This window comes from Bradyrhizobium sp. USDA 4454 (genome assembly GCF_054822705.1).
Map to the genome: position 1 here is coordinate 7,337,227 of NZ_JBTRCN010000001.1, position 20,107 is coordinate 7,357,333.

A 20,107-nucleotide genomic window follows, 5' to 3' on the forward strand; every position below is an offset into this window, starting at 1 on the left:
GCCGGAGGCAGAGATGAAGGCGCTGGTTTGGCACGGCAAGGAAGACATTCGCTGCGACGAAGTCACCGATCCACAGATCGAGGATCCGCGCGATGCCATCATCAGGGTCACGAGCTGCGCGATCTGCGGCTCTGACCTGCATCTGTTCCACAACTTCATCCCGGGCATGCTGCCCGGCGACATCATGGGCCACGAGACGATGGGTGAGGTCGTCGAGACTGGTGAGGCGATGGACGGCAAGCTGAAAAAGGGCGACCGCATCGTGGTGCCCTTCACCATCATCTGCGGCCAATGCGAGCAATGCAAACGCGGCAACTTCTCGGTATGCGAGACCACCAACCGCAAGCGTCACTTGGCCGAGAAGGTGTTTGGTCACACCACGGCTGGCCTGTTCGGCTACACGCATCTAACCGGGGGGTATCCGGGCGGCCAGGCGGAATATCTCCGCGTTCCCTTCACCGACACTACGCACATCAAGATTCCTGAGGGGCTGTCCGACGAACAAGTGCTGTTCCTCAGCGACATTTTCCCGACCGGCTGGCAGGCCGCCGCGCAATGCGACATCGAGCCGACCGATACGGTTGCGATCTGGGGCTGCGGTCCTGTTGGGCAGATGGCGATCCGCAGTGCAATCCTGCTCGGTGCCAACCAGGTAATCGCCATTGATTGTTTGCCTGAACGGCTCAGCATGGCCGAGGCCGGCGGCGCGACCATCATCGACTTCAAGACGGAAAGCGTGATGGATCGGTTGCAGGAGCTCACCGACGGGCGCGGTCCGGAGAAGTGCATCGATGCGACGGGCATGGAATCCCATGTGATGCCGTCGCAGCCCGACACGATACTCGATCGCGCCAAGCAGATGCTGATGCTGGAAAGTGATCGCCCGCACGTGCTGCGCGAGATGATCTATCTGTGCCGGCCCGGCGGGGTGATCTCGATTCCCGGTGTTTATAGCGGCTTCTCGGACAAAATTCCGATGGGCGCCTTGATGAACAAGGGGCTCACCGTCCGCACCGGCCAGACCCATGTCAACCGTTGGACCGACGATCTCCTGCGCCGTATCGCCGACGGCGAAATCGATCCATCCTTTGTCATCACCCACACCGTGGACCTCGAGCACGGGCCCGAGATGTACAGGCTGTTCCGTGACAAGCAGGACAGCTGCGTCAAGGTCGTGCTGAAGCCCTGAACCCAAAGCGGGAGCTGACCCCATGTACTATGTTGCCAACATCATGCGTTCGAAGGGCGATCCGAAGATCGTGCGCAGCGGACCACGTCATGTTCCTCCGGCGGACCGTCTGGCGCGCTCGCTCGGCTGGTTCAGCATCGGGCTCGGCGCTTTTGAGTTGCTCGCTCCGCGCCGCATTACTCGGACACTTGGCATGCAGGGGGACGAAACCCTGGTACGCGCCTTCGGTCTGCGGGAAATCTTCAGCGGCATCATGTCGTTGTCGGTCGACCGCAATGCCGGCTTGTGGAGCCGGGTCGCCGGAGACGGACTCGACGCCGCGGCATTGATGTCCGCCATGAATCGGGACAATCCGAAGAAACACAACGTCGCGCTCGCTTTGCTGATGATCGGCGGCATCGCCATGCTGGACTATCGCGGCGCGCGGGAAACGACACGGCAGCGGCAGAGCGGGCCGCGCCGACTGTATCCGGATCGCAGCGGCTTCCCGAAGGGGCTGGCGGCGGCAAAGGACGCAGCGCGGAAGATGCTATCGCACAGCAACGCCGCCGCATCCTAAGGGCAATGCGGCGGGCCAAGGCAGAGCGGACCGGTGGCCGCATTAGCCGAGCCAGATCGAACCACGGCGATCGCGGGCCACAAATCGCGCTGGCTCGCCGCGGTGCAACTCGGCCTGATCAGCAGCAGCTTCTCCACCATCGTCAGCCAGCTGGCCGCCGCGCGGATCGGCCGCGATGCAGCCGTCGACTGGATGACGGTCGCCGCGATCCCGGCACGCGACTCCGTGCTCGGCGCGGAGCCGTCATGGAGCGCGATCCTTATCGGCATTGCCTTCCATCAATGGGCAGATCTCTCCTGGGCCGTCTTGTTCTTTGGTCTGCTCGGCCGGTGGACCGAGCGCCTGACACCGATGCAGATCCTGCTCGTCGCGCTGCCATGGGCGGTGCTGTCGTCCGCCATGGAATGGTTTGTCCTGGTCCCGCTATTCCCGTTCTTCCAGCCGCTGTTCACGCTGCAGCAGCCCTACTGGATCGGGTTGCTTGTGCATACCTCCTCGGCCGTCATGTATCCGCTGTTCGTCTGGCTGCGGTGGCCGGCCGGCGATGCGCCGGCTTGCGATGCACGCTTCGCCCGCAACTGGGCCACGGCAGCAATCATCGCGATCACCGCGCTTTCCGCCTCGGCGCTGGCCGGCGCAAACGGTCGCGAGCTTCCGTGGGCCGGGGGCGATCTCGATGCCGATCAGCTCTACATCCGCCACATGACGGCGCATCACACCCAGGGTATCGAGCTCGCGCGGCTCGGTGTCGAACGTGCCCGCGATCCCCATCTTCGGGCCCTTGCTGGGCTGATGGTCGCGAGCCAGGCCGGCGAGAACCGCATATTCGAGCGCTGGTGGCAAAGCTGGTTCGAGACTTCGATGCCGGACTGCACGGACGACGAGCGCAGCCGGATGCCGGGCTTTCTGACCGCCCAACAGCTGCAAGAGGCTCGCAACGCCACATCCGACGCGTTCGACGGAGTGTTCGTGCGGATGATGACGCTGCATCACAAGGGCGCCGTAAAGATGGCCGACCAGGAATGGCGCAGCCGCGGCGACCTGCGGCTTCGCATCATGGCGCACGCCATCCGTCACGAGCAGCAAGGCGAAATCGCCTTGATGCATGGCGTGAGCGGAGCACCCGCGGTCGCTGACGCATACCGCAACATGTTTTCTGACAATGTTAACTAGGCTCCGCTCAATAAGCCGCGTTCATTGGGCAGCCGAGCGATCAACATTCTTTGAGGAATGACTCTCGCCTCTCCAGTCGGCACGATGCTCAAAGTCCGGCCCCCTCGTCTATGCCACCTGTCTTAAGTTAATGACACGGCGGCCGCACTCGCTAGCATGCACTGTCAGCCATTTCCAGGCGCCGCCATGCAAGCAGGATTTCCATTCTCGAGGTTTGCCGATCGCCTGGCCTCGCTGGGCAAGTTGTCATCAGATAATTTGGATTTCTTGGCAAAGATGCCAAGCAGTATCAGCCATTACAGCTCTCGCCATCATCTTCTGCGGCGAGGTGAGCTTCCAACGCATTGTCATCTGCTGCTGCAGGGATATCTAAGCTGGCAGGATCCCAAGGGGCGCGATGGCAGGATCATTTCGATCCATGTACCCGGCGACCTTCCGGATCTCTACACGGTCCATGATCCGCAAGTTGACTACGATCTCGTGACGGTCGGTCCCGCCGTCGTCGCATCGGTCCCCCACCACTTCTTCCGGACTTTGGCCGAGCTTTCGCCGTCTCTCTCGCGTTCTCTCTTGCAGCTCATCCTGACCGACGCCGCGAGCTCGAGGAACTGGATCCTGAACGTGAGCAGCCGCGATGCGCTTGAACGAGTCGCGCATCTCATATGCGAAATAACCATGCGGCTGCGCGCCGTAGGTCTGGCAAGAGACCTACGCATTCCCTCCCCTTTCACCCAATCCGAGCTCGGGGCGGCCTGCGGCATATCGGCCGTTCACGCCAATCGCACTGTCCAGGAGCTTCGCCGCAGCAACCTGCTGCAATGGCATTCGAAAACCATCACGATCACGAAGTGGCACAGCCTGGTCCGTCTGGCCGGATTCGATCCAGCCTATCTGCGGTTGCCCGCGCTGGACGAGGTCGAGCCGGCAGAGCTGCCGGCCGCAAGATCAACCGATGCAGTCGCCGTCGCAGCCCCGCTGCGCTGACGGAGCGCCTCCCCGCTGCGCTGACGGAGCGCCTCTTGGACTTCTTCGATGACGGGCCTCCAATCGCCCGGCCCCGTCTGGCGGAATAGCCGGGCCGTCGCGTACCAAAGGGAGCATTCACCAGACGCCGGCCAGCGCCAGTCGCAATCGGCATGCAGCAGGACCCACACCTCGAGCCCGAGTGCGCCGGCAAGATGCGCGACCATCGTGTCCACGCAGATGACAAGATCCAGTTGAGCCATTTGCTGGCCCAGCAAGCAGACATCTGGTGTGCTGATATCCCGCGCGCCGATCGTTCGCGCCATTGCGGCTCCCGGCCCGAGTTGCAAGGAGTACAGGTCAATGGCGGACGTGCTGAGGCGCTGCAACTCGGCAACCGGGATTTCTCTCCGCTTATCCCAGGCACCCACCTGCCAAACCAGGCCTACTGCCGCTCGGCCGCCATCGCTTCGCTGAAACCGCGTTGTGCTCGGCGATAGGCTGAGATACGGCCCTGGCAATGCGATCTGGTTTCGGTCAGCCCTGATCGCGTGCGGCACTTCCATGATCTCGATATCGACATCGAATTCGACGTCAGGAACACCATCGTGAAGCGGGATGGCACGATCGACACCCGCGGCTCGACCGATCAGCGTAAGCAACGGCGGCTGGCACCAGACCGTTACCTCACGCGCAATCGCGCGCAACGCGGGCATGAAGCGGATGAACTGGATCGTATCGCCGAGCCCGTGATAGCAACGAACCAGGACGCGCTTGCCTCGCAACTCCTCGCCGCGCCAGATTCGCTGCAGATGGCGGGGTCCCCTGTGCTTGTCGACGCCCGGTCCCCACAGCCGCGCCAGATCGCGATCATTGATCGCCCATGCGCGGTCGAGATCGCCGGCGCGCATTGCATCGATCCAGTCCTGTCCAGCCTCCGCCGACCGATCCGGCGAGGCGACGGCTCGCCCGCTCATTTGGCGCTGGAGCGCCGAACGAACTTATGGAAGCGGCTGGTCTTTCCGTCCTTGGTGCGGTCCTGATAGAGAAACGCAAGGTCGGCCTCATCGAACTTGCGGAAGAATTCGTCCCAACCGATTCCGTCGAGCCCCTCGTCCGGGGGATCGAAGTCGATCCGCAGAATTCCTGCATGGCCATCTTCCTCGGTCGCTTCGACCGTTGCCGGACGACCTTGCCGTGATTCGGCCCAATGCCGGATTGCGTTGTGATCGGTGGTGGTGTGGGCTTCGGCTTCTCCCACCTTGGTGTGGCTTTGCGTCATCGTCTGATCTCGCGCGTTTGTCTGGTTCTGATTGGCGAGCCATTCGGGCTCTTCGGCGAAACGCCGCCTGGCCCGATTTGTTCTTAGCGATTTGGCGTGAACGCGGTGTCGCTGAGATCCGCACCGGAGCATCATCTTCTTCATCTTCATCCAGGATGAAGATCGTTCCGTCGAACTGCCGCCCGACACTATCCTGAGTTAAGCAATTTCGATTTATGCGGCATGAACCGCGATGTTGGCCGTCCCGACGGGATCTACTCAGGAACGAACATACCCTGCGGTACGTTCGCCGACGTACTTACGTCAGTGCGTACATCCGGAGGATCACAGCAGATGCATTCACGCCTTCAGGACCGGCGGCGCGTTCGCGTCGGCATCGTTGGAGTTGGCAATTGCGCGAGCTCACTCGTGCAAGGGCTCGCCTATTACAGGAGTGCCAAATCGAATGAGCCGGTGCCGGGTCTGATGAACGCGAATCTGGGTGGGTATCACATCAGCGACATCGAAATCAGCTCCGCCTTCGACGTCAATATCAATAAGGTCGGCCGCGACGTCGCCGACGCGATCGGGGCCTCCCCGAATAACACGCACCGCTTCTGCGATGTCGAACGGACCGGTGTCGTCGTGCAGAAGGGCCCGCTGCTCGACGGGGTCGGTCGCTACCTCGAAAGCGACATTCCGGTGGATGATACGCCACCTGTCGATGTAGTCGACGCCCTGATGAAGTCGCGAACGGATGTGCTGGTCTCGTATCTGCCGGTCGGCTCGCAGCGGGCCGGTGAATGGTATGCCGAACAGGCCATTGGAGCAGGCTGCGGATTCGTCAACTGCATTCCGGTGTTCATTGCGTCCGACCAAATCTGGCGACGCCGATTCGAGGAGGCTGGCCTCCCGCTGATCGGCGACGACATTAAAAGCCAGGTCGGCGCCACGATCGTCCACCGCGTTCTTGCCAATCTGTTTCGCGAACGGGGCGTCCGGCTCGACCGAACGTACCAGTTGAATGTCGGCGGCAACACCGATTTCAAGAATATGCTGGAGCGTGATCGCCTCACCTCGAAGAAGATCTCGAAGACCCAGGCAGTCACTAGCCAGTTTGACGTGCCGATGGATGCTGACAATGTTCACGTTGGCCCGAGCGATCACGTGCCATGGCTCACCGACCGCAAGCTTGCTTTCATCCGCCTCGAGGGAACGACCTTCGGCGGAGTTCCGCTTTCGGCCGAGGTTAAACTCGAGGTCTGGGACTCGCCAAACTCCGCAGGCGTGGTGATCGATGCCGTCCGTTGCGCCAAGCTCGCGATGGACCGCGGGATCGCCGGAGCCCTGACCGGTCCGTCGAGCTACTTCATGAAATCCCCTCCACAGCAGTTCACCGACGACGAGGCCGGTCGGCGCACGCGTGCCTTCATCGATGACGAGCGGTAACTGATGGCGAGGACAATTCACCTGATCCGCCATGGCCACCACCCTCTGCTTCCGCATAGGCTCTGCGGTCGGATGCCGGGCGTGTCGCTCGATGCGCTGGGCCGCCGGCAGATGGCACGCTGCGCAGAGCTGCTGCAGCCTTCACCCGACGTCATTCAATCCAGCCCGCAATTGCGCGCCCGGCAATCGGCTGACATTTTGGGTTACGGGTTGTGTCTACCGGTACAGATTGTCGTCGAGATCGACGAAATCGATTATGGGGAATGGACCGGTCTGCCCTTCGCCCAACTTCAAGGCGATCCAAGTTGGTCGAAATGGAACACGCAGCGTGCGAGCAGTTGCCCGCCCAGCGGCGAGACAATGGGAGCATTGCAGCGGCGGATCGTCGCCCATCTTGAGCGGCTGCATGGCGCTGATGGAGGAAAGACCATCGCCCTGGTCAGCCATGCCGAAACCATTCGCGCGGCCCTGCTCCACTACAACGGCATCCCGCTCGACGATTTTCTCTCGATCGAGGTCGAGCCTGCCAGCATCAGCACACTGGCGTTCGACGGGCCCCGAATCAAGGTCACGCGCAGCAGCAGTGGGGTGGCGGCATGAAGATCGTGATTTTTGGCCTGACGATCTCGTCCTCGTGGGGAAACGGTCACGCCACCCTGTGGCGCGGCCTCTGCAAGCACCTCACCCGGCTTGGTCACAGCATTGTTTTCTATGAGCGCGATGTCCAGTACTATGCCGGCACACGGGACCTTTTCGAGCTGCCCGGCGGCCGCCTGGAGCTGTTCACGGCGTGGCCTGAGATCCGGGACCGGGCCCGCGCCGACGTGCTGGCCGCCGATGCTGCGATCGTCACATCCTACTGTCCCGATGCCATTGCCGCGACCGAGCTGATCCTTGAAAGGGGTCGTGCGCTCCCGGTCTTCTATGACCTGGATACACCGATCACGCTGGCCCATCTCAGGTCAGGCGAGTCCGTTCCCTACATTGGAACATCAGGCCTCGCGGGATTCGAGCTGGTGCTGAGTTTCACTGGCGGCCCGCGGATACTGGAGGAATTTCGCGGTCTGGGTGCGGAAAATGTTCGTCCCCTCTATGGTCACGTCGATGCCGACGTGCATCATCCAGTCGCTCCACAACCGCACTATCGGGCAGCGCTATCCTACCTCGGCACATACTCGGAGGATCGTCAGCGCGCCCTGGAGAAACTGTTTGTCGCTCCGGGGCATGAGCGGCAAGATCTTCGCTTCCTGATTGCGGGTGCGCAGTACCCTGAAGATTTTCCGTGGTCGCCGAACGTCTACTTCGTCCGTCACCTGCCACCTTCCGAGCACGCGCCGTTCTTCGCCTCCTCGCGCCTCACGCTCAACGTTACGCGAAGCGCAATGGCCGAAATGGGCTGGTGTCCGTCCGGACGATTGTTTGAGGCTGCAGCCTGCGGCGTCCCCCTGATCAGCGATGCGTGGGCAGGCCTCGCTGAGTTCTTCACCCCGGATCATGAGATCCTGCTGGGATACACTGCCGACGACGTTCTTGCCGCCCTGGAAATGGACGATTCCGAATTGCAGCGCATCGCCCGAAACGCCCAAGCGCGTGTGCTGGAGCAGCACTCGTCGGGGCGGCGCGCCTGCGAGCTGATCGCAATGCTGGAACAGGCCGCAGCCAACAGCCATCGAACCCAGCCCATGGAGGCCTGACATGTGGGGCATCATACCGGCCGCCGGCCGTGGCAGCCGTATCCAGCCGCTGGCATTTTCCAAGGAGTTGCTGCCGGTCGGGAGCCGGCATGACAACGGCGCGGATCGCCCTTGTGCAGTAGCGGAATATCTGGTTGAGCGGCTGATCCTAGGCGGCGCCGACAAGATCTGCTTCGTCATTTCGCCAGGCAAATCCGACATCCTCGAATATTTTGGCGACCACTACCACACTGCGCAACTGGCCTATGTCGTCCAGCCCGACGCATCCGGCCTGTGTGACGCTGTCTTCCGGGCAAGCACCGTGGTCGGGGATCGCGACGACGTCGTAGTGGGCTTACCCGACACGATCTGGTTTCCCAAGACTGCCCTGCGCGAGCTTCCTGAGGTCGATCTCTCGTTCCTTTTGTTTCCTGTCGAACATCCCGAATTCTTCGATGCAGTGGTGCTCGAAGGCGAGCAGGTCCGGGAAATCCAGGTCAAGCGCCCCGATGCGACGACAAAGTGGATCTGGGGCGCCTTCCGAATGTCGGCGGCAGGCTTTCGCGACCTCCGGCAATTGTGGAGGTTGCCCGACCGGGGCGACGAATATTTCGGGACGCTGGTGAACGCCTATCTCGCGGCCGGCGGCCGCGGCGTCGGGGTGAAAGCCGGTGACGCCTATGTCGACGTCGGGACCGTCAATGGCTACCGCACGGCGATGGCGCTGCTATCCGGCAGCGCCGTCGAGGCCGCGGACCTCGTCCGGCCGTCTCGCGCACATCTTTAGGACACCAACAAACGAGGAATCGCATGACGAGTGCTTCACTCTCCCGAGAAGAAATTCGACAGCGAGTCGACGCACTTGGACCGTGGTTCCACAATCTCGATCTCAACGGCATCAGTACCGCTCCTTCGCACTTTCTCGGCGACTATCCGCGCGTGAAGTGGCGTCACTTCGCCGAGGTGATTCCCGCCAATCTTGAGGGCAAGACCGTCCTCGACATTGGCTGCAATGCGGGCTTCTACGCGCTCGAAATGAAGCGCCGTGGCGCCGCGCGCGTGCTCGGACTTGATACCGACGAAGAATACCTGGCGCAGGCGCGGTTTGCCGCCGAAGTGACCGGCCTCGATATCGAATTCCGAAAGCTCTCCGCCTACGATGTCGGGCAGCTTCGCGAGAAATTCGACCTCGTGATCTTCATGGGGGTCCTGTATCACTTGCGGCATCCGCTGCTCGCGCTCGACCTGATTCATGAGCACGTCGCAGCCGACCTGCTGCTGTTCCAGTCCATGCAACGCGGCGACAGCGGCGTCGACCATATCGACAACGACTACGACTTCTGGACCACCGACCAGTTCGACTCGCCCGGCTACCCCAAGCTGCACTTTATCGAGCACAAATATGCCGAAGACCCGACCAACTGGTGGGTACCGAACCGCGCCTGCGTGGAGGCGATGCTGCGCAGTTCCGGCTTTTCGATCACCGCTCATCCCGAGGATGAGGTCTATCTCTGCAAACGACTGGCGCAGCGCGAGCCCACGAAATCCATCGTTCCAGAACAGGTCGCCGCGCGATGATCGAAGCAGCCAAGATCTGGAACGAGCCGAACAACAAATCGCACTGGGACATCTTGCTCGACCCGGATTGGGCCCGATTTGCCGAGCTGGCCATCGCCGCCGGCAAAGCCATTCGCAGCGCGCACCCTACACTGCCGCGGGTTCTCGGCGGCATCTCACCAATCGATCCGGCCTTCATGCGCACCATGCAGACGCACGGCGTGCTGGATCACGTCGACGCGGTGGCGGTGCACGGCTTCCCGCTGGACTGGAATCTCTGGCAGATCGACCAATGGCCGAGCAAGCTCGCCGAAATTCAAGCTGAGGTCGCGCTTCCCGTATGGGTCACGGAAGTTGGCGTATCGTCATTTGGCGCCGAGCAGGTCCAGGCATGGGGCCTCGAGCGCACCGCCGATCTTCTCATAGGCCGCGCACCACGCATTCATTGGTACAGCCTGTACGATCTGCCATCGACCTGGGAAGCGACCACCCGTCACAGGGAAGCGGAAGGCTCTTCCTATTACAGGCATTTCCATATGGGCCTGTTGCGCGAGGATGGATCGCCAAAACAGGCCCTCAAGCTCTACGAGCGATACGCGCCCGTCATGGGCTTGTGTCAGTGGTTCCACTTCGAGGACCACCGCTTGCAGGACGCGGCAGACTGGATGCGCCGGCTCGGCGTAAGACATCTGCGAACCGGGCTGTCATGGGCCGACAGCTTTCGCCCCGATGCGCTCGCCTGGTTCGACAGACAGATGGAAACCCTTGCCGAGTTCGACGTGACCCTGACATTCTGCTTCACGCCGGAACATCGTGGCATAGCACCGCATCACACCAGTCCGCCGCTGGATGCTAGCGAGTTCGCCGACTTCTGCGCGCAGATGGTCGAGCGCTATTGTGCGAGGACCGGCGCGGTGCCGTCACCAGCCGATCCTGAACCGGAAAGCAAGTCGATATGCGCGCTCTGATCCTTGTCATGGATTCGGTCGGAATCGGTATGGGCCCCGATGCCGATTTCTATGGCGATCACGGCGCCGACACGGTCGGCCACATCGCTGAAGCCTGCGCGCGTGGTGCGGGCGATAACGATGCTCGCAACGGCCCGCTTGCAATACCGCATCTGGTCGCCTTGGGATTGGGTCAGGCTTGTCGCCTCGCCACTGGCCGTATTCCACCGGCACTCGGCGGCCCGGTGCATTCACACGCCATGTTCGGCTGCGCCAGCGAAGTTTCGAAAGGCAAGGATACGCCCTCCGGACATTGGGAGATCGCCGGTGTACCGGTCCCGTTCGACTGGGGCTACTTTCCAAGGACCAAGCCGTGCTTCCCCAAAGAACTCGTCGAGCGCCTTTGCGAGCAAGCCGGCGTTACCGGCATTATTGGGAACTGTCATGCCTCTGGCACGGAGATCATCCGCGAGCTTGGCGAACGCCACATGCGGAGCGGCGAGCCGATCTGCTACACCTCCGCCGACAGCGTATTCCAGATCGCCGCCCACGAGCAGACGTTCGGGCTCGAACGCCTCTACCACGTATGCGCGATCGCGCGCCGCCTGGTCGATCCACTCAACATCGGCCGCGTCATTGCCCGCCCCTTCATCGGGTCAACAGCCGCACAGTTCAAGCGGACAGCACATCGCCGCGATTTTTCCGTGCCACCACCCGAACGGACAATTCTCGACCTGGCGGCTGATGACGGCCGCGACATCGTTTCGATCGGCAAGATCGACGACATTTTCGCGCATCGCGGGACCGGCGGCAACAAGCGCGGCGACGGCAACGATGCCCTGTTCGACTGCACGCTGGCGGCGCTCGACGATCTCGATGACGGCGGGCTGCTATTTGCAAATTTCATCGACTTCGACACTCTCTACGGTCATCGACGCGACGTCGCCGGATATGCTGCCGCGCTCGAGCAGTTCGACCGTCGCCTTCCCGAATTGCTGTCGCGTCTGAAAGCCGACGATCTCCTGATCATAACTGCCGATCACGGCTGTGATCCCACCTGGAGCGGAACGGACCATACCCGCGAACAGGTGCCGATCCTGGCGCGAGCGAACTGTCAAACCTGGTCCATCGGCAAGCGCGTCGGCTTCTCGGATATCGCAGCAACCATTGCGCGGCATCTCGGCCTGCCGCCCCCCGCGCACGGCACGGCATTCTGAGCTTCCGCACCACGCGTTTCACTCAGGTTATTGATCCAGGTTAGGCAAATTATCGTTTGTACATTTCGCAGGAACGAACATTCCTCCGCCCGCGTATTTCTTCAAATGTGATTGGCGCGCGGTCAATCGACCATTTTCGTAGCGCGCTTCCACTCTCATCTCCCGGCCAGTCCCATGGTCTGGCCTCATCTCGGACAGGGAGCACCGGGCGCATGACTCGTGTTTTGATTACTGGCGGTGCAGGATTTATCGGCTCGCATGCTGCCGACGCGCTGCTTGCCGCGGGCCACCAGGTCCGGTTGCTGGACAATCTGTCGCCGCAGGTCCATGGCCCGGGTGGCGAGCGCCCATCCTACCTGAACAAGGACGCTGAGCTAATTGTCGGCGACGTCACGGACGAGCTCGCCATTGAGCGGGCGCTACGCGGCGTGGACAAAGTGCTGCATCTGGCCTCCTCGGTCGGCGTCGGCCAGAGCATGTATGACATCGCATCCTATGTCCGGACCAACGATCTCGGTACGGCGCAGCTACTCCAAGCCCTCTTGCGACACCGTGTAGAGCGTCTCGTCGTCGCCTCCTCAATGAGCGTCTACGGCGAGGGATTGTATCAGACCATCGATCATGGCGCATATGCCGCCGGCGACCGCTCGATCGATCAGCTTCGCGACGCCGAATGGGAGCTGCGAGACGGCGCGGGCCGGAGCCTGGAGCCGCTGCCCACGCCGGAATCCAAGCCACCATGCCTGAGCTCGATCTATGCTCTGAACAAATATGCCCAGGAACGGATGTGCCTGATCACGGGAAACGCTTATAGCATCCCGACCGTCGCACTCCGCTTCTTCAACGTGTTCGGCCCGCGCCAGGCTCTGTCAAATCCCTATACCGGCGTGTTGGCGATCTTCGCCGCGAGGCTGCTGAACAACAAGTCGCCCCTGGTGTTCGAGGACGGCCTTCAACGCCGCGACTTTGTCCACGTCAGTGATGTGGCGCGAGCTTGCTGTCTTGCACTCGAATCGAACCACCTGTCCGCGGTCTTCAACATCGGTTCAGGTCAGAGCCGAACAATCCTGTCAGTCGCAGAGAGCCTCGCCGAGGTCATGGGGCGAACCGACATCGCGCCCGAGATCACCGGAAAATATAGGGTCGGCGACATCCGTCATTGCTTCGCCGATATCGGCAAAGCAGCTGCCGAACTCGGTTTCACGCCAAGAGTTACCTTCGAGGACGGCCTTGACGAGCTTGCCGGCTACCTTGCCGGCCAGATCGCCGACGATCATGCCGAGCGGGCTGCCGAGGAACTGTCACGTCGGGGTCTGGTGGCATGATGAGCCCGAGCCAGAACAGACCCGTGCTGGTCACCGGCGGCTGCGGCTTCATTGGCTGCAACCTTGCCGACCGGCTTGCCGCCCGCGGCGATTCCGTGATCGTGCTCGACAATCTCGCCCGCGCCGGCGTTCGCGAGAACGCGCACTGGCTCAAGTCGAGACATGGTGGACAGGTCGAGATTGTCGTTGCCGACATTCGCGATCCGATTCCCGTCATCGATGCCGTTCGGGACGCAGGCGCCGTGCTGCACCTCGCAGCCCAGGTAGCCGTGACCGACAGCCTGTCCGATCCAGCCGGCGATTTCGAGACGAACGCGCGGGGCACCGTCAACGTGCTCGAAGCGGTCCGCCTGCACAACCCGGCGGCGCCGGTCCTGTTCGCCTCGACGAACAAGGTCTACGGCCGACTTGGCGATGACAGCGGCGTTACCCGCGTCGACCGGCGCTACGTGCCGGTCGCGGTCAGCCTGGCTCAAGGCATCTCCGAAGGCGCGCCGCTCGATTTCTATAGTCCGTATGGCTGCTCGAAGGGGACCGCTGACCAGTATGTCCACGACTACGCGCGGGTGTTCGGGTTGCAAACTGTCGTGATGCGGATGAGCTGCATTTACGGGCCCCGGCAGTTCGGCACCGAGGATCAGGGCTGGATCGCTCATTTCCTCAGGAGTGCGATCGAGAACCGGGCCCTGACGATCTATGGCGACGGATGCCAGGTGCGCGACGCGCTGCATGTCGGCGATGCCGCCGAGGCCTGGCTGGCGGCGCTCGATCAGATCGCACTCACTCATGGCCGCGTATTCAACCTCGGCGGCGGCGCCTCCAACGCAGTAAGCCTGCTCGAACTGATCGACGAGGTCGCACGGCTGACCGGTCGTGAAGTGGCATACGGGTTCGCCGACTGGCGACCCGGCGACCAGCCCTGGTACGTCACCGACACCAGCGCGCTCACCAAGGCGCTGGGTTGGACGCCGAAGGTCCCGCTGCGCGAGGGCCTGCAGTCGCTGCACGCCTGGCTCGTCGGCCGATTCGGACCATCCGTTGCACACAAGGGAGCCTCGGCATGACCCGTGTCGCTCTGATCAATCCAAACTGGAATTTCGACGGCAGCATCTATTTTGGCTGCCGGCAGCCCCACTTGCCGATCGAATTCGGCGTGTCGGCGCACTATCTGCGCGAAGCCGGGCATCCGACGCTGCTGCTCGACGCGCATATGTTCGACCTCTCGCATCGTGACATCGAGGCCGAGCTCCGCGCCTTCAGGCCCGATCTCATCGCGGTCACCACTGCGCCGACCTATCTGTTCTGGCGCTGCGCGCCGCCCGAGCTGCGTATCCCGCAGCAGCTGCTGCTGTCGCTGGTCGGTCTGGCGCCAACGCTGGTGGCCGTCGGCCCGCACGGATCGACGACGCCCAGGACGGCGCTGCGCAAGCTCGGCGTCGATATCGTCGTCATGGGCGAGTGCGAGCAAGCGTTGTTGCGCCTTGCCAACGGCGAACGCGCTTTCGCCGGGCTTTGCTTCTTTGAAGGCAGAACCGTTCGGGTCAACGGCGGGCCGCAGGCCGTCGCCTTTAAGGACCAGCCCGCGTTGCAATGGCCGGCCGAGATGATCCGTCGCCACCACCACCATCATCACCGGTTCGAGGCGGAACCCGCCGGCCCCGGCGCCGAGGTCGAGGCCTCGCGGGGGTGCCCCTACAACTGCACGTTCTGCGCCAAGGAGAATTTCCGCAATGCCTATCGCCGGCGTCCTGCAGCGACGGTTCTCGAGGAGATCGATGGCCTGCGGCGACACGACATCGAGTACCTCTACTTCATTGACGAGATCTTCCTGCCGAACGCCGAACTTCTGCACGGGCTGACCACCCGCGGCATCAAGTTCGGCATCCAGACCCGAATCGATCTCTGGAAGCCCGAGATGCTGGCGCTGCTCGGCCGCGCCGGCTGCGTATCGATCGAGGCTGGCGTGGAGAGCCTGACGCCGGAGGGCCGCGAAGCGCTGGCCAAGAACTGCAAGATGACGACGGAGCAGCTGGCGGACCGGCTGGTCGAGGCGCGGCGGCACGTTCCCTTCGTCCAGGCCAACCTGATCGAGATGCCCGAAGACGATGATCCGGTCGTGCAGCGTTGGCGGCGTCAGATGCAGGATGCAGGCGTTTGGGCCAACGATCCGGTGCCGATTTATCCTTATCCGGGATCGCCGGACTACCGAAAGCTCTGGGGCGAGCCGGACGACGTCGCCTGGGAGCGAGCGCACCAGCACTACCTTGCGATATTCGATCAGTTCAGTGACGTCCAGGAAGAGCGTCCGGTCCCGCTCGCCGCGCTCGAGCTGCAGGTTAGCCCATGACTCAGACTTCGCGCCTCACGGTTATGATGACCACCGATGCCGTCGGCGGTGTCTGGAGCTTTTCGTGCGCGCTCGCTACGGCATTGGTCAGCATGGGCGCGGATGTTCATCTTGTCACGATGGGGCCGCCTCCGGATACCGAACAGCGCGGCATGTTGCGCGATTTTCGGATTCACCTGACCGAGACCGATCTCGCGCTTGAATGGCAAGACCCGGGCGGAATCGACGTACCTAACGCCAGACGCGTACTCGCGGGTCTAGAATCGCATATTCGGCCTGACGTCATTCACCTCAACAGCTTCCGCGAGGCTTCCTTCGAATGGATGGCGCCAACGATCGTGGTCGCGCATTCCTGCGCGAACACGTGGGCGCGGGCTTGCAACGATACGGCTTGGCTCGATGAACCGGCTTGGCAACACTACACCACAGCAGTCCGGGACGGCCTCAATGCGACAAACTACTGGGTAAGCCCCAGCCGAAAGCTACAGCACGCCATCCAAGAGCTATATCAACCGAACGCACCCGGTATCGTGATCTGGAATGGCACGCTGCCTTGTTCTCTGCCGACACCCAAACGTGCTTTTCTGCTTGCAGCCGGGCGTCTTTGGGACCGTGCCAAGAACGTCTCTGCCATCGCGGAGCTCGCGCGAGGATTGCAATGGCCGGTGCTGATGGCCGGCCCAGCTTCGGGGGATGTTCCGGCCGGCCCCATCTGGCTCGGTTCGCTTGATCACGATGCGCTGCAGGCCCGCATGAGGCAGGCGGCGATCTTTGTCAGCCTGGCGCTTTATGAACCGTTCGGCCTCGCCGTGCTCGAAGCCGCATCGGCCGGTTGCGCGCTGGTCCTCTCGGATATTCCGACGTTTCGCGAACTCTGGGATGACGCCGCCGTCTTCGTCGATCCGGCAGACGGGCGCGAGCTCAATCACACGGTGCAACGGCTTTGCACCGACTATGAGTGGCGTGAGCGGCTTCGACACGCTGCGGTGGAGCGGTCGCGACGTTACTCATTGGCGCAAACGGCCGGTGCCTATCACGGTCTCTATGCCGCCCTGGCTGCGGCTCGCGTTGCCCAACCGCGCGCGTCTGCGTTGGAGATGACGGCATGAAATGCGTCTTGTTCTACCATGCGTTCACCTCGTGCTGGAACAATGGCAATGCCCATTTTCTTCGCGGCATCGCGCGCGAGCTCGATGCGCTTGGACACGACGTCGTCATTTACGAACCGACCGATGGCTGGAGCCGGCTGAACGCGCTTCGTGACGGCGGCGAGCAGGCGCTCCAGGAGGTCGCCACCCTGCTGCCCGGGATCGATATCAGGCAGTATCAATCCGACTTCGATCTTGAAGGCGCCCTGGACGGCGCGGGACTCGTGATCGTCCACGAGTGGAATCCTCCCGAGCTGGTCAAGGCCATCGGTCGGCATCGTGTCCTGTCGGGCGACTACACCCTGCTGTTTCACGACACCCATCACCGCGCAATTACTGCCCCGCAGGAACTCGCCCGCTTCGACCTGTCAGGCTTCGATGGCGTGCTCGCCTTCGGCGAGGTCCTGCGCGAGATCTATCTCGGTCTGGGCTGGGCTGATCGGGCCTTCACTTGGCACGAGGCCGCGGACACCAGCCTCTATCGGCCGATGCCGCACATCCCGCGGCAGAACGATGTGATTTGGATCGGCAATTGGGGAGACGGCGAGCGGGCAGCCGAGCTCATCGAATTCCTGATCGCGCCGGTATCCCAGCTCGGACTGCGCGGCGAGATACACGGCGTGCGCTACTCGAGCGCCGCGTTGCGCGTGATCGAGGCCGCCGGCATCGACTATTGCGGCTGGTTGCCGGCGCATCGCGCGCCGGCGGCATTCGCCACCGCACGCGCGACAGTCCATGTGCCGCGCGGTCCCTACGTGCAAGCGCTCCCTGGCATACCGACCATCCGGATGTTCGAGGCATTGGCCTGCGGCATCCCGCTTGTATCCGCGCCCTGGAGCGACCTCGAAGGCCTGTTCCCGGAAAACGCCTACTTGCGGGCCGGCAATAGCGAACAAATGCGGACGGCACTTCAAGCGCTTCTGCACGATCCGGAGCTTGCGAACGCAACGGTGAGCTCAGGCCTTGGCGTGATTGCCGAACGTCATACCTGTCGCCACCGGGTCCTTCAGCTCCTCGATATTGTCGAGCAAATCCGCGGGCCTCGGCGGAGGATAGTCCAGTCGCGGCAGGAAGGAGTGCTCGCATGAAGATCTGCTTCTTTGGCTCCAGCCTGGTCTCCTCCTATTGGAATGGCGCCGCGACTTACTACCGCGGCATGCTCAAGGAGCTCGCAGCCCTTGGTCACGATATTACGTTCTTCGAGCCTGACGCTTTCCAGCGCCAGCAGCACCGCGATATCGCCGACCCGCCCTGGGCCAAGGTTCTGGTCTATCCGCCGACGTCGGACGGATGGCAGAGTTCGCTGGAGACGGCCGCTCAATCCGCAGACTTGCTGATCAAGGCGAGTGGGGTCGGCGTTTTCGATAAGGAGCTTGAGAATGCGGTCGTCGAGATTCCGTCGCGCGCCGTCCGCATCTACTGGGATGTCGACGCGCCGGCGACGCTCGATGCGATCTCGCAGCAACCGCGGCATCATCTGCGCAAAGCGATCCCGCGCTATGACGTGGTGCTGACCTATGGCGGTGGCGACCCGGTCGTAGCAGCCTACCGCGCTGCCGGCGCGCGTGATTGCGTTCCGATCTACAACGCACTGGACACTTCGACGCATTTTCCCGCACCAGCCAGCCCCAGGTTTGCCTGCGATCTCGGCCTACTGGCGAACCGCTTACCCGATCGTGAGCAACGCATCGACAGCTTCTTCCTCGAGGTTGCGCGCGCCATGCCGTCAAGGCAGTTCGTGCTGGGCGGCTCGGGCTGGGATGACAAGGATACGCCCGCCAATGTCCGCCGCGTCGGTCATGTCGGCACCGGCGATCACAACGCGTTCTTCTGCTCAGGCCTCGCAACGCTGAACGTCAATCGCGAGAGCATGGCGCGCTATGGCTTTTCGCCGCCGACGCGGGTTTTCGAGGCGGCCGGCGGCGGAGCATGCCTGATTACCGACGATTGGAAGGGCATCGACGCGTTTTTGGAACCGGGCCGCGAAGTGTTGGTGGCATCGAGCGGTGCCGCCGTCGCCGAGCATCTGGATTCGCTGACATACGAAATGGCGCGCACAATCGCCTCATGCGCAAGAGCCCGGATCCTCGCAAATCACACCTACCGGCAGCGCGCGCAGCAGTTCAACATCCTGTTCGCAGAAAGAACGCCGAGAATCGAGGCAGCGGAATGACTCTCAGCATTGTCGTCATCGGACTATCGGTCACCTCGTCCTGGGGCAACGGTCACGCGACCACCTACCGCGCCCTGATCGAGGCCTTGGCACAGCGCGACCATCGCGTGACGTTCCTGGAACGGGACATGCCGTGGTACCGCGAGCATCGTGACCTCGCCAAACCATCGACCTGGTCGGTTGAGCTCTATCAATCATTGCCAGACCTTGCACTCCGGTTCGGCAAGCTCGTCAGCACCGCCGACGTCGTGGTCGTCGGATCATACGTTCCCGATGGCGTCGCAGTTGCTGATTGGGTGACCACCGACGCGCGGGGCATAACGGCTTTCTACGATATTGACACGCCTGTCACACTCGCAGGGCTCGATCGAGGCTTGCCATATCTTTCCGCGGCGCTCATCCCGCGATTTGATCTTTATCTGTCATTCACGGGCGGACCCGTGCCCAAGGTCGTTGAGACCGAATATGGCAGCCCGCTCGCGCGAGTCCTTCATTGCAGCGCCGACATTAACCTCTATCGGAGCCAGCAGGGCGAGCCCAAATGGGCATTGGGTTATCTCGGTACCTACAGCCATGACCGTCAGCCGTCGATCGAACGATTTTTGGTCGCTCCGGCTCATGCTATGCCGGAATCGCAGTTTATCGTCGCCGGCTCGCAATATCCTGAAATGACGTGGCCGAAAAATGTCGCGCGGATCGATCATCTCGCTCCCTCCCGGCACCCGGGTTTCTACTCCGAGCAACGCTACACGCTAAATGTCACGCGTGCGGATATGCGCGCCCTGGGCTTTTCGCCCAGCGTACGACTGTTCGAGGCGGCCGCATGCGGAACGCCGATCATCTCGGATCGCTGGCCGGGTATCGAGACGATCCTGGAGCCACAGACCGAAATACTGCTGGTCGACGACAGCAGCGACGTCATCGAGATCCTGCGCGACATACCTGAGGAACGTCGGCTATCGATCGGCGCAAGAGCCCGTAAACGGATTCTGGCCGAGCATACGCCCGCGCATCGCGCACGGCAGCTCGAATCCTACGTCCAGGAGGTGATCGACCGGCGGCGGCCGAAATCGGTGGACCGGCCGGCCGCGCGCACCAAGCAAGCCGCAGAGATTTGAGGAGGATC

Annotated in this window: 20 protein-coding genes; 18 read left to right on the forward strand and 2 right to left on the reverse strand. The window is 62.5% G+C overall.

Features of this window, described 5'->3' with window-relative positions; genetic code table 11:
* Nucleotides 1-13: 13 nt before the first annotated feature.
* From ACVIW0_RS34170 to ACVIW0_RS34185, 4 genes are all read left to right on the forward strand, one after another.
* Nucleotides 14-1,189 (forward strand): zinc-dependent alcohol dehydrogenase, encoded by a 1,176-nt coding sequence (locus ACVIW0_RS34170; RefSeq protein WP_461356347.1) that lies wholly within the window; start codon nucleotides 14-16, stop codon nucleotides 1,187-1,189.
* A gap of 22 nt (nucleotides 1,190-1,211) precedes the next feature.
* Nucleotides 1,212-1,748, forward strand: coding sequence for a hypothetical protein (locus tag ACVIW0_RS34175; RefSeq protein ID WP_461356348.1), 537 nt, complete (start codon nucleotides 1,212-1,214; stop codon nucleotides 1,746-1,748).
* Between the two features lie 102 nt (nucleotides 1,749-1,850).
* Entirely contained in the window at nucleotides 1,851-2,921 is a 1,071-nt protein-coding gene (locus ACVIW0_RS34180; RefSeq protein WP_461356349.1) for a DUF305 domain-containing protein, read from the forward strand.
* A 186-nt stretch (nucleotides 2,922-3,107) separates the two neighbouring features.
* Nucleotides 3,108-3,905 (forward strand): Crp/Fnr family transcriptional regulator, encoded by a 798-nt coding sequence (locus ACVIW0_RS34185; protein ID WP_461356350.1) that lies wholly within the window; start codon nucleotides 3,108-3,110, stop codon nucleotides 3,903-3,905.
* Here the strand turns inward: ACVIW0_RS34185 and ACVIW0_RS34190 are convergent.
* Together ACVIW0_RS34190 and ACVIW0_RS34195 are read right to left on the reverse strand one after the other, a co-directional pair.
* Nucleotides 3,809-4,795 carry a glycosyltransferase family 9 protein gene (locus ACVIW0_RS34190; RefSeq protein WP_461356351.1) on the reverse strand — a complete coding sequence of 329 codons (987 nt, stop codon included), beginning with the start codon at nucleotides 4,793-4,795 and terminating at the stop codon, nucleotides 3,809-3,811. The genes ACVIW0_RS34185 and ACVIW0_RS34190 overlap by 97 nt on opposite strands.
* Before the next feature lie 62 nt (nucleotides 4,796-4,857).
* Entirely contained in the window at nucleotides 4,858-5,166 is a 309-nt protein-coding gene (locus ACVIW0_RS34195; protein WP_461357505.1) for a hypothetical protein, read from the reverse strand.
* A 333-nt stretch (nucleotides 5,167-5,499) separates the two neighbouring features.
* Between ACVIW0_RS34195 and ACVIW0_RS34200 the strand changes: the two genes are divergently transcribed.
* The 14 genes from ACVIW0_RS34200 to ACVIW0_RS34265 all read left to right on the forward strand — a co-directional run bounded on the left by ACVIW0_RS34200 (nucleotide 5,500) and on the right by ACVIW0_RS34265 (nucleotide 20,099).
* Complete coding sequence (locus ACVIW0_RS34200; protein WP_461356352.1) at nucleotides 5,500-6,594, forward strand: inositol-3-phosphate synthase; 1,095 nt, start codon at nucleotides 5,500-5,502, stop codon at nucleotides 6,592-6,594.
* Between the two features lie 3 nt (nucleotides 6,595-6,597).
* Nucleotides 6,598-7,194: a histidine phosphatase family protein gene (locus ACVIW0_RS34205; RefSeq protein ID WP_461356353.1), complete on the forward strand. Its 597-nt coding sequence runs from the start codon at nucleotides 6,598-6,600 to the stop codon at nucleotides 7,192-7,194.
* A complete protein-coding gene (locus ACVIW0_RS34210; RefSeq protein WP_461356354.1) occupies nucleotides 7,191-8,288 on the forward strand; it encodes a CgeB family protein in 1,098 nt (365 codons plus the stop codon). The genes ACVIW0_RS34205 and ACVIW0_RS34210 overlap by 4 nt, the downstream gene beginning before the upstream one ends.
* A 1-nt stretch (nucleotide 8,289) precedes the next feature.
* Nucleotides 8,290-9,054 (forward strand): sugar phosphate nucleotidyltransferase, encoded by a 765-nt coding sequence (locus ACVIW0_RS34215; protein WP_461356355.1) that lies wholly within the window; start codon nucleotides 8,290-8,292, stop codon nucleotides 9,052-9,054.
* A gap of 23 nt (nucleotides 9,055-9,077) precedes the next feature.
* Nucleotides 9,078-9,845 carry a TIGR04290 family methyltransferase gene (locus ACVIW0_RS34220; RefSeq protein ID WP_461356356.1) on the forward strand — a complete coding sequence of 256 codons (768 nt, stop codon included), beginning with the start codon at nucleotides 9,078-9,080 and terminating at the stop codon, nucleotides 9,843-9,845.
* Nucleotides 9,842-10,792, forward strand: a complete 951-nt coding sequence (locus ACVIW0_RS34225) for a glycoside hydrolase 5 family protein (RefSeq protein WP_461356357.1) — start codon at nucleotides 9,842-9,844, stop codon at nucleotides 10,790-10,792. The genes ACVIW0_RS34220 and ACVIW0_RS34225 overlap by 4 nt, the downstream gene beginning before the upstream one ends.
* Nucleotides 10,780-11,988 carry a phosphopentomutase gene (locus tag ACVIW0_RS34230; RefSeq protein WP_461356358.1) on the forward strand — a complete coding sequence of 403 codons (1,209 nt, stop codon included), beginning with the start codon at nucleotides 10,780-10,782 and terminating at the stop codon, nucleotides 11,986-11,988. The genes ACVIW0_RS34225 and ACVIW0_RS34230 overlap by 13 nt, the downstream gene beginning before the upstream one ends.
* A 212-nt stretch (nucleotides 11,989-12,200) precedes the next feature.
* Nucleotides 12,201-13,313, forward strand: a complete 1,113-nt coding sequence (locus tag ACVIW0_RS34235) for an NAD-dependent epimerase/dehydratase family protein (RefSeq protein ID WP_461356359.1) — start codon at nucleotides 12,201-12,203, stop codon at nucleotides 13,311-13,313.
* Nucleotides 13,310-14,377 (forward strand): NAD-dependent epimerase/dehydratase family protein, encoded by a 1,068-nt coding sequence (locus ACVIW0_RS34240; RefSeq protein ID WP_461356360.1) that lies wholly within the window; start codon nucleotides 13,310-13,312, stop codon nucleotides 14,375-14,377. The genes ACVIW0_RS34235 and ACVIW0_RS34240 overlap by 4 nt, the downstream gene beginning before the upstream one ends.
* The gene (locus ACVIW0_RS34245; protein WP_461356361.1) at nucleotides 14,374-15,660 is read left to right on the forward strand and encodes a TIGR04295 family B12-binding domain-containing radical SAM protein; all 1,287 of its coding nucleotides are present in this window, start codon (nucleotides 14,374-14,376) and stop codon (nucleotides 15,658-15,660) included. The genes ACVIW0_RS34240 and ACVIW0_RS34245 overlap by 4 nt, the downstream gene beginning before the upstream one ends.
* Nucleotides 15,657-16,769, forward strand: a complete 1,113-nt coding sequence (locus ACVIW0_RS34250; RefSeq protein WP_461356362.1) for a glycosyltransferase family 4 protein — start codon at nucleotides 15,657-15,659, stop codon at nucleotides 16,767-16,769. Before ACVIW0_RS34245 ends, ACVIW0_RS34250 begins: the two co-directional genes overlap by 4 nt.
* On the forward strand, nucleotides 16,766-17,896 hold the full coding sequence (locus ACVIW0_RS34255) for a CgeB family protein (protein WP_461356363.1): 1,131 nt from the start codon (nucleotides 16,766-16,768) through the stop codon (nucleotides 17,894-17,896). The genes ACVIW0_RS34250 and ACVIW0_RS34255 overlap by 4 nt, the downstream gene beginning before the upstream one ends.
* Nucleotides 17,893-18,981, forward strand: a complete 1,089-nt coding sequence (locus ACVIW0_RS34260) for a CgeB family protein (protein WP_461356364.1) — start codon at nucleotides 17,893-17,895, stop codon at nucleotides 18,979-18,981. The genes ACVIW0_RS34255 and ACVIW0_RS34260 overlap by 4 nt, the downstream gene beginning before the upstream one ends.
* Nucleotides 18,978-20,099: a CgeB family protein gene (locus ACVIW0_RS34265; RefSeq protein WP_461356365.1), complete on the forward strand. Its 1,122-nt coding sequence runs from the start codon at nucleotides 18,978-18,980 to the stop codon at nucleotides 20,097-20,099. The genes ACVIW0_RS34260 and ACVIW0_RS34265 overlap by 4 nt, the downstream gene beginning before the upstream one ends.
* Nucleotides 20,100-20,107 lie beyond the last annotated feature (8 nt).

Bases quoted from the DNA above. Each gene is read 5' to 3' on its own strand.
- ACVIW0_RS34170 (WP_461356347.1), top strand. From the start codon at position 14: ATGAAGGCGCTGGTTTGGCACGGCAAGGAAGACATTCGCTGCGACGAA.
- ACVIW0_RS34175 (WP_461356348.1), top strand. From the start codon at position 1,212: ATGTACTATGTTGCCAACATCATGCGTTCGAAGGGCGATCCGAAGATC.
- ACVIW0_RS34185 (WP_461356350.1), top strand. From the start codon at position 3,108: ATGCAAGCAGGATTTCCATTCTCGAGGTTTGCCGATCGCCTGGCCTCG.
- ACVIW0_RS34190 (WP_461356351.1), bottom strand. From the start codon at position 4,795: ATGCGCGCCGGCGATCTCGACCGCGCATGGGCGATCAATGATCGCGAT.
- ACVIW0_RS34195 (WP_461357505.1), bottom strand. From the start codon at position 5,166: ATGACGCAAAGCCACACCAAGGTGGGAGAAGCCGAAGCCCACACCACC.
- ACVIW0_RS34200 (WP_461356352.1), top strand. From the start codon at position 5,500: ATGCATTCACGCCTTCAGGACCGGCGGCGCGTTCGCGTCGGCATCGTT.
- ACVIW0_RS34205 (WP_461356353.1), top strand. From the start codon at position 6,598: ATGGCGAGGACAATTCACCTGATCCGCCATGGCCACCACCCTCTGCTT.
- ACVIW0_RS34210 (WP_461356354.1), top strand. From the start codon at position 7,191: ATGAAGATCGTGATTTTTGGCCTGACGATCTCGTCCTCGTGGGGAAAC.
- ACVIW0_RS34215 (WP_461356355.1), top strand. From the start codon at position 8,290: ATGTGGGGCATCATACCGGCCGCCGGCCGTGGCAGCCGTATCCAGCCG.
- ACVIW0_RS34220 (WP_461356356.1), top strand. From the start codon at position 9,078: ATGACGAGTGCTTCACTCTCCCGAGAAGAAATTCGACAGCGAGTCGAC.
- ACVIW0_RS34225 (WP_461356357.1), top strand. From the start codon at position 9,842: ATGATCGAAGCAGCCAAGATCTGGAACGAGCCGAACAACAAATCGCAC.
- ACVIW0_RS34230 (WP_461356358.1), top strand. From the start codon at position 10,780: ATGCGCGCTCTGATCCTTGTCATGGATTCGGTCGGAATCGGTATGGGC.
- ACVIW0_RS34235 (WP_461356359.1), top strand. From the start codon at position 12,201: ATGACTCGTGTTTTGATTACTGGCGGTGCAGGATTTATCGGCTCGCAT.
- ACVIW0_RS34240 (WP_461356360.1), top strand. From the start codon at position 13,310: ATGATGAGCCCGAGCCAGAACAGACCCGTGCTGGTCACCGGCGGCTGC.
- ACVIW0_RS34245 (WP_461356361.1), top strand. From the start codon at position 14,374: ATGACCCGTGTCGCTCTGATCAATCCAAACTGGAATTTCGACGGCAGC.
- ACVIW0_RS34250 (WP_461356362.1), top strand. From the start codon at position 15,657: ATGACTCAGACTTCGCGCCTCACGGTTATGATGACCACCGATGCCGTC.
- ACVIW0_RS34255 (WP_461356363.1), top strand. From the start codon at position 16,766: ATGAAATGCGTCTTGTTCTACCATGCGTTCACCTCGTGCTGGAACAAT.
- ACVIW0_RS34260 (WP_461356364.1), top strand. From the start codon at position 17,893: ATGAAGATCTGCTTCTTTGGCTCCAGCCTGGTCTCCTCCTATTGGAAT.
- ACVIW0_RS34265 (WP_461356365.1), top strand. From the start codon at position 18,978: ATGACTCTCAGCATTGTCGTCATCGGACTATCGGTCACCTCGTCCTGG.